We start from the raw sequence: 12,058 nt of genomic DNA on the forward strand, positions 1-12,058 counted from the left end.
CGCCTAGCGCGCGCCGCTCATCAGGTCCGGGCCGATGCCGGTGAAGACCTCGTAGCCGGCGCCGTCGAGATGGCGCGTCACCGGGTTGATGCGCTCGAACGGCATCGACGCCACCGCCTCGATACCCGAGTCGCGATTGAAGTGGCCACCCGCGGCATCGTGGCAGACCACCGTCAGGGTGATGCCCGGCGCCACCTGCTCCACCGCGGCGATGCTGTTGTCCCAGCCGTGGTGGCAGTGGTGGCCGTGAATGGTCTTGATCGGCAGCGCTTGGCTCATGCGGGTACCTCCTGGCTCATCAGGGTACGGGCGATCTGCAGCAGCCGCTGGTCCTGCCAGCGGTCCGCCACCAGTTGAACGCCCACCGGCATGCCGGCGGTGCCGTGACTGAGCGGCAGGTTGAGGCACGGCACGCCGAGCAGCGTCCAGGCGCGGCAGTAGAGCGGGTCGCCGGTGGCCTCGATACCTTGCGGCGCCACCCCGGCGGCGCTGGCAGCGAGAATCACGTCGACCTGCTCATCGAACACGCCGCTCAGCGCCTGCTGCATGGCATTGGTGGCGCGGCGCGCTTCGAGATAGCGGGCGTGGCTGATGGCTCTGCCCTCCTCGAGCAGCTCGACCAGCTTGGGGCCCATCTGCGCGGCGAAGCGCGCGTACTCGCTGGCCAGGGTCTGGGCGGCCTCGTAGGCCATGACCACCTTCTGGTGTTCGACCAGCGCCTCGTAGCGCGCGTCCAGCGCCAGTGGCACCAGCGTGGCGCCGGCCTGCTCGAGACGCGACTGGGCATGGGCCAGGGCCTGTTCGACGTCGTCGTCCGGCGCGACGTCTCCCGGCAGGCTGCGCACACCGACCCGCACCCCGGCGAGGCTCTCCAGTGGCGTGATCCGCGGGGCACGGGTCAGCGCCGAGAAGGTGGTGCAGATATCCTCGATATGCCGCGCGAACCAGCCCAGGGTATCCAGCGACGGTGCAAAGGATTTGACCCCGGCGGCGCTCACGGTGTCGAAGGTGGGCTTGAAACCGAACACCCCGCAGAAGCTTGCCGGGCGAATCATGCTGCCGGCGGTCTGGGTACCGAAGGCCAGTGGTACCATGCCATCGGCCACCGCCGCCGCCGAGCCGCTCGACGAACCGCCTGGGGTGCGGGTGAGATCGTGGGGGTTGTGGGTCTTGCCGGGCGTGAAGTAGGCGAACTCGGTGGAGACCGTCTTGCCCTTGATCAGCGCGCCCTGCTCCCTGAGCAGCGTCACCAGGGCGGCGTCCACCAGCGCCCCGTCGGAGTGCAGATAGCCGCGGGTGCCCCAGCGGGTCGGCAGATCGACGGTCTCGATGATGTCCTTGAGCCCCACCGGGACACCGTACAGCGGTCGCTCGGCGAGCCGCTCATCCAGCGCGGCGGGGGCCTCGGCCAGCGCTTCCCAGGCCTGAACCTCGGGTTCGCGCTGATCGATGCGCAGGCTGCAGGCATGCCACCAGTCGAGCGGCATGGCGCGGCCCTCGGCCAGAGCGGCGTGATAGGCGTCGATGGTCATATCTTGATTCACGTGGCTTATCTCCTAGGTCGATGGAGCGGCTCATACGATCAGCTTCAGGCCGACCACCAGCATCAACAGGGCAAACAGCCGCCTGAGCAGCCGCGGCGAGAGGTGGTGGGCGAGCCGCACGCCGACGCGGGCGCAGGGCACGCTGAACAGCGCGATGCCGATAAAGGCTGGCCAGTAGAGGTAGCCGCTGCTGTAGGCCGGCAGGCTGGCCTGCCCCTGGCCGGTGAACATGAAGGTTGCGGCCCCTACCGCCGCGATCGGCAGGCCGCAGGCCGCCGAGGTGCCAATGGCGCGCGCCAGGGTGGCGCCGCTGCGCGCCAGCCAGGGCACGCTGAGCACCCCACCGCCCACGCCGAACAGCGCCGAGAAGGTGCCGATCGAGGTACTCACCACCAGCATGGCCGGCATGCCGGCCGGCTGCCGCCCCGGCTTGGGTGGCCTGGCCAGCAGCATGCGCAGCGCCAGCAGCAGCATGAAGATACCGAAATAGCGCTCCAGCAACTCGGCGCGCAGCTGGTCGGCGATCAATCCCCCCAGTACCGCGCCGAGCATCAGCCCGGGCAGCATGCGTTTGAGCAGGTCGACGACCACCGCGCCCTTCTGCCAATGCCCCAGCGCCGAGGAGGCGCCAGTCACGGTGATGATGGCCAGCGAAGTGCCGATGGCCAGATGGATGACCACGGCAGGATCGACGCCCTGCTGATTGAGCGCCACGATCAGCGCCGGCACGATCACCACGCCCCCACCAATACCGAACAGCCCGGCGATCATGCCGGCCACGGCACCCACCAGGCAGAAGAACAGCAGCGCAGACAGCATTCGAACCTCGCTCCAGACACCATGACGGATGGGGCCCTAGGGATCCCATCCGAGAATACGCTGCCAGAGCGCTTATTGAACGACCTCGCTGGCAAAGGAGGCGTCGACGATATCGTCGTAGTACATCTCGCCCTGGATATTGCCGACGAACTGCTGCATCTCGATGGCGTTGGTGAAGGCGTCTTCGGTGATCGTCACGCTCTCGGGGTAGACGTTGTTGTCGATCATGCGCTGTACCGCGGCGTCCACCACGTCGCCCTGCAAGTCACCGAACTCCATGCGCGCCACCGCCTTGGCAGTATCGGCGTCGGCGTGGATCAGCGCCAGCGAGTCGTTGATGGCGCTGACGAAGCGCATCACCAGGTCGGGGTTGTCGTCGATCATCTCCTGGGAGGTGTTGATGGTCGAGAAGGCATACTCGGGATAGTCGTCGGTGAAGGCGTGAATGATCTCCAGGCCCTGGGAGATGCCCTGCTCGACCTGCGGCTGATAGGCCACCGCGATATCGCCGCGTCCAGACAGCACCGGGCCGAGCTCGGAACCATTCTGCACTTCGGTGAGGGTGACCTCACCATTGAGGCCGGCATCCTCGATCAGGCGCTTGATCAGGGTGTTCGACGTGCCCGGGGCCAGGCCTACCACCACCTCCTTGCCTTCGAGGTCGGCCGGCGACGAGTAGTCGAGATCGGGATGTGCCAGCACCCACACCGGGGCGCTGTTGGCCACCGCGCTGATCGCCTTGCCGCTGCCGCCCTGCTCCTGGGCGAAGCCGACATGCTCCGGGCCATGTACCGAGAACTGCGACTCACCGGACAGCACCGAGGCCAGCGCCGCCGGCCCCGAGCCCGCTGAACGCACCACCGGCACATCGATGTTGTGAGCATTGAACAGCCCCTCGTGCTTGGCCACATAGACCGGCAGATAGAGCAGCGAATGGAAGGCCTCGTTGATCAGGATGGTGTCCATATCGTCGGCCTGGGTATGGGCAGAAGCGCCCAGTGCCAGCAGGCCGGCGCCGAAGGCGATACGCTTGTAAGTTGTTGAGATGCTCATGGTGCAGTGCCTCTTGTGGTTATGGTCAATGCTACTCGGGGTATCAACTCAATGAGTGGTGCTATTGTTGTCCTTTTTCCCACGGCAACAGCCGCTTCTCGACCTGCGATACGATCACGTAAAGCACGATGGCCACGATCATCAGCATGATGACCCCGACCCAGACGACGTTGAGATTGAACAGGTTGCCGGCGACGAAGATCATGCGACCCAGGCCACGGTCGGAGGAGATGAATTCACCGCCGATCTCGGCGATCAGGGCGAAGCCGATATTCAAGCGGAAGGCGGAGATGATCCATGGCAGCGTGGCCGGCGCGACCACCTTGGTAAACACTGCACGCCGGCTGGCGCCCAACGAGCGCATCAGGTTGATCAGGTTGCGGTCGATCTGGTGGGTACCCTGGTAGGCGGAGAGCAGCGCGACCACGAAGGTGGCAACGAACGCCAGCATGATCTTGGAGAACATGCCCGAGCCGAACCAGATGATGATCATCGGCGCCAGGGCGATCTTGGGCAGGCCATTGAGGGCGACCATGAACGGATCGATGATGCGTGCCACGCTGCGCGAGAACCACAGCAGCAAGCCGCAGATGGAGCCCAGAATACTCCCCGCCAGGAACCCCACCACGGTGGCATAAACGGTGGCGATGGTATCGTTGAGCAGCTGACCGGACTGGATCAGTCGCCAGGCTTCACCGGCGATGCCTACCGGCGAGCCCATCAGGAAGGAGTTGATCCAGCCGACGTTGACCCCGACTTGCCACAGGATGATCACCAGCGCCAGCCCGGCGCCGCGCCACAGGTTATCGGTCAGCAGCGTATTGCCGGCCAGCTGTTCGTCGTTCTCCTTGACGCTGCCGGCGCGAATCACATGGGTATGCAGCTGTGCTTCGCTCATGACTCGCCCCCGGCGATCTGGATATCCAGGTCGTCCCAGATGCTGTCGAAGAAGCCCTGGTAGCGGGAGTCGCTGCGCGCCTTGAGACATGATCCCAGTTCGCGGGACAGCCCCACGTCGTAGATCTTCTTTACCGAGGTAGGACGCTGGGTCATCACCGCCACGCGGTCGGACATGGCAATCGCTTCGCCGATATCATGAGTGATCAAGACCACCGTCTTGTGGTGCTCCTTGAGGATCGAGACGATCTCCTCCTCGAGAACAAGACGTGTCTGGTAGTCGAGTGCCGAGAACGGCTCATCCAGCAGGATGAGGTCAGGGTCGGTAATCAAGGTGCGGATCAATGCCACCCGCTGCCGCATGCCGCCGGAGAGGGTATTGGGGTATTGATCGGCAAAATCGGCCAGGCCGTAGCGTGCCAGCTGGTCGCGCGCCATCTCATAGCGGCGAGCCTTGCGCACGCCCTGAATCTCGAGACCCAGGCAGACGTTGTCGATGATGGTGCGCCACGGAAAAAGCAGGTCGCGCTGCAGCATGTAGCCGATCCGTGCGCCGCAGTTGGGGTCGCTGCCGCGCAGCGTGATGCTGCCATCGCTGGGCTCCAGCAGGCTGGCAATGATGTTGAACATGGTGCTCTTGCCACAGCCACTGGGGCCCACGATGCTGACAAATTCTTCCTGCTTGATATCGAGGCTAATGTCTTCGATCACCTCGATAGATTCAGCACCCGGGCTGCTGAAGGTCTTCTTGATGCCATCGAGAGTGATGACGCTGTGGCGCTGCACGCCCTGCGCACCAGGCGGGGCTGCTCGGCTTACGGAGGCGGCCATTGATGCATTCATCGCTTGATCCTTTGGGGATGCCTGAGTCAAGCAGACGCTGCATAGAGCGTGCCAAAAATCGATTTCAAAGCATGAAATCAATGTGATGTCTAAATAACGAGAAGCGGTGCCTTTACCGCCATTCACCAAGGTGAGCAATTCCAGTGTCCTGGCGACAGCACCATGCACCATGATAATGAATGCATCCCCTCGGGCAGGCTGACGAGCCGCCGCCAGTGGCGTAGGCTTTGACCTCCTTCGTCCATCACCAGGAGCCACCATGAGCGACCGCCAGGCGCGCCATCAGCAGTCGATGCAGAAACTCAAGAGTCATGTCGATGACAAGGTCGCCCAGGCCACCGAGCAACGCGGCCAGCTGCTGGTGTTCACCGGTAACGGCAAGGGCAAGACAACCGCCGCCTGGGGCACGGTGACCCGCGCGCTGGGCTATGGCTACAAGGTCGGCGTGGTGCAGTTCATCAAGGGGCTATGGGAGTGCGGCGAGCGCCAGCGGCTGGAGGAGGATGCCAACCTGGAGGTGGCGATCATGGCCACCGGCTTCACCTGGGAGACCCAGAATCGCAAGCTGGATACCCAGGCGTGCCAGGCGGTGTGGCGCGATGCCGAGCGCATGCTGGCCGACCCGCAGGTGTATCTGGTGGTCCTCGACGAGATCACCTATATGCTCAAGTTCGGCTACCTCGACATTGCCACCGTCAAACAGGCGATCGAGGCGCGCCCCGGCGAGCAGACGGTGATCGTCACCGGGCGCAACGCACACCGCGAGCTGGTGGCGATGGCCGACACCGTGACCGAGATGCAGGAGACCCGGCACGCCTTCAATAGTGGGCTGCAGGCACGCCGCGGCATCGATTACTAGGAAAACACTGCACAAATGCCTACACGAGCGAATCACTGCGTTGCGCGGTGCTCGGAATCCTCACATATACCCCATATGCTCCGGTTCCTGTGCTCCGGGCGCCTTGTGCTTCATCTCGCTCGGCGATTTGTTCAGCGCTTCCATAGGGCTGTCTAGTAAGACGTATCAGTCGCGGAAGTTATCATACTGCAGCGCCAGGTCGGGGCCCTGCTCGCCCTTGAGCAGCGCGATCACCTGCTGCAGGTCGTCGCGCTTCTTGCCGGTCACGCGCACCTTGTCGCCCTGGATCTGGGTCTGGACCTTGAGCTTGCTGTCCTTGATCTGCTTGATGATCGCCTTGCTGTCGGCCTGCTCCAGGCCCTGCTTGAGCTTGACGTCCTGGCGCGCCTTGACGCCTGACAGGACCGGGTCCTGCTCGTCCATGCAGCGCGCGTCGATACCGCGGGCGATCAGCTTGTTGCGCAGCACGTCGAGCATCTGCTTGAGCTGAAAATCGACATCGGCCTGCAGCGAGACCACCTCGCCGTTGAGCTCGAAGCTGGCATCCACGCCCTTGAAGTCGAAGCGCGTCTGGATTTCGCGGTTGGCCTGGTCGACGGCGTTGCTGGCTTCGTGCTTGTCGAACTCGGAGACGATATCGAAAGAGGGCATTGGCGTGGGCTCCTTGGAAAACTGGCGACGATTCTATGCCAGGCCCGCGGGCATTGCACCCGCTGCCCAGTGCCTATCGCAGATAGCCACACGATTCGAGACGGATCGGCCGGCTCGACCCTACACCGCCTCGCGCGCCTCGCTCTCGAGGCGCTTCTGCATCTGCCAGGCGGCGCAGCCGTCGACGTAGTAGTCGTCGAGCCAGCGCACCAGCTGGAAACCGGCGCGGCGGTAGAGCCCCAGGGCGACACGGTTGTCGGCACGAACTTCCAGGGTTATTGCCGCCAGTTCGCGGTAGCGCGCCTCGGCCTCCAGCGCGTCGAGCAGGCGCCGCCCCAGGCCGCCACCACGGGCCTCGGGGCGCACGCAGAACGAATAGAGCCGCGCCTGGCGGCTGTTGCGCCGCAGCAGCAGGGTGCCGTAGCCGAGCAGCGTGCCGGCATCGGCCACCGCCAGCAGGGTCACCGCGTTGGCGCCCTTGAGCAGATGGGCCAGCTGGCGTCGGCTGAAGCGGTCGCCGTCGAAGCAGTCGTGCTCCAGCTGGCAGAGGGCGTCGAGATCGGAGGGGTGCGCCGAGCGCAGATAGGTGGTCATGGTGGCGTATCGTGACGTTTGCGCGGATTGTCGCTGTACTGCCAACGCATGTCAGCGTCTGGCAAGATGAAATTATTTCACCATGATGCGCTATTGTTCCTGCGCCACCTTGGTCGCATGCTAGCGCCGAATCTCCCCTGCCCCGGAGCCCATGACATGTGTCCGCTGCGAATCGTCGTCGACCAGCCCGCCGACTGGCGCCCCTACTACCCCAGCGACGACTTGATCAGCGCTGCGGACTTTCTTGCCGATGAGCGGCTCTCGCCACAGCACGACGCCGCGACGCATGTCATCAACCTGTGCGCCGGGCTCGACTATCTCGACACCGGCTACTATGTGTCGCTGCTCGCCCAAGCCCGTGGCCAGCGCGTGTTACCCAGCGTTGAGACCCTCAACCAGCTGTCGCGCAAGGCGCTGATCGACCTGCAGCTGGAGAGCCTCGCCCCGCTGCTCGGCGACCTGTCACGGCGTGGCGCCCTGAGCGGCGATGAACTGACCCTGCGGGTGATGTTCGGCGAGTGCCAGGATCCTGCGCTGGCCAAGCTGGCCCGCCGACTGTTCGAGCGACTGCCCTGCCCGCTGCTCGAGGCGCGCTTCAGCCACCGCGGTGACGGCTGGCGGCTGAGCCGGCTCAAGCCGCTGCCGCTGACCTCGCTGGCCCCGGACGAACAGGATCTGTTCGCCAGCGCGCTCAACCGCCACTCGCGCAAGGTATGGCGCACGCCCAAGGCGCGGCGCCGCTATCGCTTCGACCTGGCGATCCTGGTCGACCCCCAGGAGGCGCTGCCGCCGAGCAACAAGAGCGCGCTGAAGCAGTTCATCCGCGCTGGTCGCCGGCTGGGTATCGATGTATCGCTGATCACCCGCCGCGATGCCGGTCGCCTGGCCGAGTTCGATGCGCTGTTCATACGCGAGACCACTGCGCTCGACCATCACACCTACCGCATGGCGCGCCGCGCCGAGCATGAGGGACTGGTGGTGATCGACGACCCGCGTTCGATCCTGCGCTGCACCAACAAGGTCTACCTGCACGCGCTGCTGCGCGCCAAGCACATCGCCTGCCCCGACGGCCTGCTGCTGCATCGCGACGACCTCACCGCGCTGCCCGGCAAGGTTGCCGACCTGACCTACCCCATGGTGCTCAAGGTGCCCGATGGCGCCTTCTCCCGCGGCATCGTCAAGATCGAGTCCCACGCACAGCTGGTCGAGGAGGCGCGCCGGCTGTTCGACAGCTCGGCGCTGCTGCTGCTGCAGGAGTGGCTGCCCACCGAGTACGACTGGCGCATCGGCGTGCTCGACGGCCAGGTGCTGTTTGCCAGCCGCTACTATATGGCGCGCGGCCACTGGCAGATCTACCAGCACGCCAACGGCAAGGTGAAGAGCGGCGGCTTCAGTACCCACCCACCCCACGAGGTGCCGCCGGCGGTGCTCAAGGCCGCCCTCAAGGCCACCCGCCTGATCGGCGATGGCCTGTACGGCGTCGACCTCAAGCAGATCGGCGAGCGGGTGGTGGTGATCGAGATCAACGACAACCCCAACGTCGACGCCGGTATCGAGGATGCGGTGATGGGCGCCCGACTCTACGAGCGCATCATGGCAGTGTTTCTGGAGCGGATGGAGGCACGCCGCCGCTTGCAGCGCTGAGCCTCTCTACGTCAGGCCACGCAGACCTCGTAGCCGGTGAACTTGCGCAGGTTGATCACACCCGTGTCGAGCAGCAGGTACTGGCCCTTGAGGCCCAGCAGGGTACCGGCGACCTCGGGCTGCTTGTCGAAGTTGTGCGAGACGATCTTTTGCGGATGCTCGAGCACCGGATAGTCGAAGTGCAACGCTGCGGCATCCAGCGGGCGCAGGCTGTCGGCGCCGAAACGCTCGCGCAGGCCGGCCAGGCCGCTATCGAGGCTGGCCATCAGGCGGTCGCGCTCGGCGATCAGGTCAAGCGGCTCGACCTCGCCCTTGAGCATCGCCCGCCAGTTGGTTCGATCGGCGACCTGCTCCTTGAACAGCATCTCGACGAACCCCGACTGCTGGCGGGTGTCGACCTCCATGATCGGCAGCGCCTGGATCGCCCCTTGGTCGAGCCAGCGGGTCGGCATCTGGGTGGCGCGGGTAATGCCCACCTTGAGCCCCGAGGAGTTGGCCAGGTAGACCACATGCGGCTGGAAGCAGTGGCGTTCGGCCCACTCCGGCTCGCGGCAGGTGCCGGCATCGAAGTGGCAGGTCTCGGGCTTGACGATACAGGTATCGCACTGCGCCAGCTTCTTGAAGCACGGGTAGCAGTAGCCCTGGGCAAAGCTCTTCTTGGTAGCGCGTCCGCAGTGGGTGCAGGCGATGGCGCCGGTATGCCGCAGCACAAGCGGCTGGCCGAGACGCGCATTGAGGTCGAGGCGCGCCTCGCCGGCGCGCAGCGTGTACTGGGCCGGCGCATCGCCACTGCCCGGGACGATTGCCATCTTGGTCAGACAGCCCTGCACGGCGGTGTCGATCAGTTCACCCACTTGATGCTGTCCTCGCCGTCGCTGCTGCAGCTGGTGCGTTCCAGGTAGCCGACGCGCTCCTCGGCGGGCACCTTGTGCTCGGCTTCGTACTTGATCACCGCCTCCAGGCACAGCTCGACCTGCTCGGCACTGAGCACCCGCCCGTCGGGCCACTTGCGCAGCGCCACCGCCTGCTTGAGGCTTGCATAGATCGCCGGCGACATCTGCTCCACCATGCGATCGAAGGTCATCTCACTCATTGCTCTCTCCCGTTCGCGTCACGCGGCTCAGCGGCGCCGCGCACGCTCGCTATAGTACCAGCCCAGCACCAGACCCACCGCCAGTCCGCCGACGTGGGCCTCGTTGGCGACGTTGCCGAAACCGACCATGCCGGCAAAGCCGGTCATGGTGAAGACCATCCAGCCGAGCATGAACACCACCAGCATCTGCGGCACGAAGAAACCGCTGTGTGGTGCACGCCGCGACATCAGCCAGACGTAGCCAAGCAGCGCATAGTCGACCCCCGACATGCCGCCGAACAACACCGTGCCGGTAGCGTACTGGGCCAGGTTGGCGCCGATGCCGCTGACCAGCACCAGCATCAGTATCTGCCGTGAGCCCTGCAGCGCCTCGATCTGGCGGCCGAAGTACCACAGCCACAGCATATTGAAGATCAGGTGCATCCAGCCGAAGTGCAGGAACGCCGGCGACAACAGCCGCCACACCTGCCCCGACGCCAACGCTTCGCCCAGCGGCATGGCCACCAGGCTGCCGTTGGATACCCCCAGCGGCACGATCGCCAGCATGGCAATGACCATATCGCCGAACAGCGCCATTAGCCCGAACACCGCGAGGCTCAACGCTACGCAGCCGGCAGTGATCGGCGCCAGATGAAACGGGGTGACCAGCGAGGCGGTCCCGCCACCGCTGGCCGCGCGGCGTTTGCCCTCGGGCATGAGCGCCTCGCCGTTGCGCCAGCGCTCGAGCAGTTCCATCAGCGCCTCGCGCTGTTCGAGGTCGGCCAGCCACAGAGTGTAGCCGTGCTCGTTCTCGGTGAAGCGGTGGCCGATGCGATGGGCCCACAGCGCCTCGCGCAGCGGGCGGGTGTCGGTATCGCGGGGCAGTTCAAGCACCTTGTACATGGCGTCTTCCTTTCTCGACGGCGCCTATCGGCCAATCTATGGCGCACATGATACCCGACGCACAGAAAAAATCCGGCGGAGGGGGCCGCCGGATCGAAAAGCAAGGGATCATTCAAGGGAACACTTACTCTGATAGGCCCAGCGGCCATGAGTTCAGCCGCTGGCATAAAAAATCGTGTAACGATTTGTTTCGAGCTAGTCGAAGTCGATTTCCCACGGCTGCGGCCGTGCCTGCTCTTCACGGGGCACGCTGACCCACACGAAATGATTGGCATCCAGGCGCTGCTCACCGCTCCAGCGATAGGCCACCAGTCGGCCGTATTTCACCGCGCTGTAGTCGAGGCAGGCGATGTTGGGCGCCGGTAGCGCCGGGATGCCCTCGCACCAGTAGTGACCGATGAACAGCGGCGGCTTCTCCGGGCCGTAGTAGCTGAGGCGCTGGCGCTCGGCGTCGCTCAGCGGGCGCAGTTCGAGATCGTCAGGCAGGTTGTCGGGCTGGAAGATCACGTCACCATAGAACTGCGGATCACGCGCCCAGAAATGGGTGCGGAAGGTCTTGCGGGTAAAGCCGTCGCCGGAGTGAATTTCGATGCCTTCGGGAAGCGGCAGGTGGCTGCCGCGGGTCAATCTATCGAGGGCGCGGAAGGCCAGGGTATCGGAATCCACCGAGGCCTCGAGCATGGCCCGGTCGAGGCATGCGTCGGGACATTCATGGCGCAGCGCGTCGATCAGCGGCTGGTCCCAACAAGCGTGCACCACGCGCAGCTCGCCGAGGTCGAGGAACAGCGGGATCTGCATGAACCAGGCCAGCACATCGTCCCACTCGCCGGGGTGGTCGCGGTACTGCTCGAGGGTATTCATGATGATGCGATTGTGGCGTGGCGTATGCGGCCGCAGCCAACCATGGTCGCCGAGGCGATGACAGTAGGCCAGGGCGTTGTACTCGTGGTTGCCCATGACGATCTGCGCCTCGCCCTCCTCGACCATGCGCCGCGCGATATTGACCGCGAGGCGAATCCGCGGCCCGCGATCGATCAGGTCGCCGAGGAAGATGACCTTGCGCCGCGGATGGCGATAGACGCCACCGCGCTGATGGTAGCCGAGCTTCTCGAGCAGCGCGGCCAGGGTCGCCCCGCAGCCGTGCACGTCGCCGATCAGATCATAGCCTTCGATAGTGGA

General features: G+C 65.0%; 14 protein-coding genes. 2 read left to right on the forward strand and 12 right to left on the reverse strand.

Annotated elements, in window-relative coordinates:
* Positions 1-3 precede the first annotated feature (3 nt).
* From CK498_RS26530 to CK498_RS11000, 6 genes are all read right to left on the reverse strand, one after another.
* On the reverse strand, positions 4-279 hold the full coding sequence (locus CK498_RS26530; RefSeq protein ID WP_229359044.1) for a hypothetical protein: 276 nt from the start codon (positions 277-279) through the stop codon (positions 4-6).
* Positions 276-1,544 (reverse strand): amidase, encoded by a 1,269-nt coding sequence (locus CK498_RS10980; RefSeq protein WP_229359045.1) that lies wholly within the window; start codon positions 1,542-1,544, stop codon positions 276-278. Before CK498_RS10980 ends, CK498_RS26530 begins: the two co-directional genes overlap by 4 nt.
* Positions 1,545-1,574: 30 nt before the next feature.
* Entirely contained in the window at positions 1,575-2,363 is a 789-nt protein-coding gene (locus CK498_RS10985) for a sulfite exporter TauE/SafE family protein (protein ID WP_095620917.1), read from the reverse strand.
* Positions 2,364-2,435: 72 nt separating this feature from the next.
* On the reverse strand, positions 2,436-3,416 hold the full coding sequence (locus CK498_RS10990; protein WP_095620918.1) for an ABC transporter substrate-binding protein: 981 nt from the start codon (positions 3,414-3,416) through the stop codon (positions 2,436-2,438).
* Between the two features lie 61 nt (positions 3,417-3,477).
* The gene (locus CK498_RS10995) at positions 3,478-4,314 is read right to left on the reverse strand and encodes an ABC transporter permease (RefSeq protein WP_095620919.1); all 837 of its coding nucleotides are present in this window, start codon (positions 4,312-4,314) and stop codon (positions 3,478-3,480) included.
* Positions 4,311-5,144 carry an ABC transporter ATP-binding protein gene (locus CK498_RS11000; protein ID WP_229359046.1) on the reverse strand — a complete coding sequence of 278 codons (834 nt, stop codon included), beginning with the start codon at positions 5,142-5,144 and terminating at the stop codon, positions 4,311-4,313. Before CK498_RS11000 ends, CK498_RS10995 begins: the two co-directional genes overlap by 4 nt.
* 271 nt (positions 5,145-5,415) lie before the next feature.
* Between CK498_RS11000 and cobO the strand changes: the two genes are divergently transcribed.
* Positions 5,416-6,015, forward strand: a complete 600-nt coding sequence (cobO, locus tag CK498_RS11005) for a cob(I)yrinic acid a,c-diamide adenosyltransferase (RefSeq protein ID WP_095620921.1) — start codon at positions 5,416-5,418, stop codon at positions 6,013-6,015.
* A 165-nt stretch (positions 6,016-6,180) separates the two neighbouring features.
* Here the strand turns inward: cobO and CK498_RS11010 are convergent, their stop codons facing one another.
* Both CK498_RS11010 and CK498_RS11015 read right to left on the reverse strand, forming a co-directional pair.
* The gene (locus CK498_RS11010) at positions 6,181-6,666 is read right to left on the reverse strand and encodes a YajQ family cyclic di-GMP-binding protein (protein ID WP_095620922.1); all 486 of its coding nucleotides are present in this window, start codon (positions 6,664-6,666) and stop codon (positions 6,181-6,183) included.
* A gap of 120 nt (positions 6,667-6,786) precedes the next feature.
* Complete coding sequence (locus CK498_RS11015) at positions 6,787-7,260, reverse strand: GNAT family N-acetyltransferase (protein ID WP_095620923.1); 474 nt, start codon at positions 7,258-7,260, stop codon at positions 6,787-6,789.
* A gap of 156 nt (positions 7,261-7,416) precedes the next feature.
* On the opposite strand from CK498_RS11015, the gene CK498_RS11020 reads away from it, so the two are divergent.
* Entirely contained in the window at positions 7,417-8,904 is a 1,488-nt protein-coding gene (locus CK498_RS11020) for a RimK family protein (protein ID WP_095620924.1), read from the forward strand.
* An 11-nt stretch (positions 8,905-8,915) separates the two neighbouring features.
* On the opposite strand, the gene CK498_RS11025 is transcribed toward CK498_RS11020, so the two are convergent.
* From CK498_RS11025 to CK498_RS11040, 4 genes are all read right to left on the reverse strand, one after another.
* Complete coding sequence (locus tag CK498_RS11025; protein WP_095621303.1) at positions 8,916-9,713, reverse strand: DUF2797 domain-containing protein; 798 nt, start codon at positions 9,711-9,713, stop codon at positions 8,916-8,918.
* Between the two features lie 32 nt (positions 9,714-9,745).
* Positions 9,746-9,997, reverse strand: coding sequence for a YeaC family protein (locus CK498_RS11030; RefSeq protein ID WP_095620925.1), 252 nt, complete (start codon positions 9,995-9,997; stop codon positions 9,746-9,748).
* A gap of 27 nt (positions 9,998-10,024) precedes the next feature.
* A complete protein-coding gene (locus CK498_RS11035; protein WP_095620926.1) occupies positions 10,025-10,879 on the reverse strand; it encodes a rhomboid family intramembrane serine protease in 855 nt (284 codons plus the stop codon).
* Positions 10,880-11,074: 195 nt separating this feature from the next.
* Positions 11,075-12,052, reverse strand: coding sequence for a metallophosphoesterase (locus CK498_RS11040; protein WP_095621304.1), 978 nt, complete (start codon positions 12,050-12,052; stop codon positions 11,075-11,077).
* Between the last annotated feature and the right edge of the window lie 6 nt (positions 12,053-12,058).

Origin of the sequence: Halomonas salipaludis (genome assembly GCF_002286975.1) — a bacterium.
Lineage (GTDB): Bacteria > Pseudomonadota > Gammaproteobacteria > Pseudomonadales > Halomonadaceae > Franzmannia > Franzmannia salipaludis.

Bases quoted from the DNA above. Each gene is read 5' to 3' on its own strand.
- CK498_RS26530 (WP_229359044.1), bottom strand. From the start codon at position 279: ATGAGCCAAGCGCTGCCGATCAAGACCATTCACGGCCACCACTGCCAC.
- CK498_RS10985 (WP_095620917.1), bottom strand. From the start codon at position 2,363: ATGCTGTCTGCGCTGCTGTTCTTCTGCCTGGTGGGTGCCGTGGCCGGC.
- CK498_RS10990 (WP_095620918.1), bottom strand. From the start codon at position 3,416: ATGAGCATCTCAACAACTTACAAGCGTATCGCCTTCGGCGCCGGCCTG.
- CK498_RS10995 (WP_095620919.1), bottom strand. From the start codon at position 4,314: ATGAGCGAAGCACAGCTGCATACCCATGTGATTCGCGCCGGCAGCGTC.
- CK498_RS11000 (WP_229359046.1), bottom strand. From the start codon at position 5,144: ATGGCCGCCTCCGTAAGCCGAGCAGCCCCGCCTGGTGCGCAGGGCGTG.
- cobO (WP_095620921.1), top strand. From the start codon at position 5,416: ATGAGCGACCGCCAGGCGCGCCATCAGCAGTCGATGCAGAAACTCAAG.
- CK498_RS11010 (WP_095620922.1), bottom strand. From the start codon at position 6,666: ATGCCCTCTTTCGATATCGTCTCCGAGTTCGACAAGCACGAAGCCAGC.
- CK498_RS11015 (WP_095620923.1), bottom strand. From the start codon at position 7,260: ATGACCACCTATCTGCGCTCGGCGCACCCCTCCGATCTCGACGCCCTC.
- CK498_RS11020 (WP_095620924.1), top strand. From the start codon at position 7,417: ATGTGTCCGCTGCGAATCGTCGTCGACCAGCCCGCCGACTGGCGCCCC.
- CK498_RS11025 (WP_095621303.1), bottom strand. From the start codon at position 9,713: ATGGCAATCGTCCCGGGCAGTGGCGATGCGCCGGCCCAGTACACGCTG.
- CK498_RS11030 (WP_095620925.1), bottom strand. From the start codon at position 9,997: ATGAGTGAGATGACCTTCGATCGCATGGTGGAGCAGATGTCGCCGGCG.
- CK498_RS11035 (WP_095620926.1), bottom strand. From the start codon at position 10,879: ATGTACAAGGTGCTTGAACTGCCCCGCGATACCGACACCCGCCCGCTG.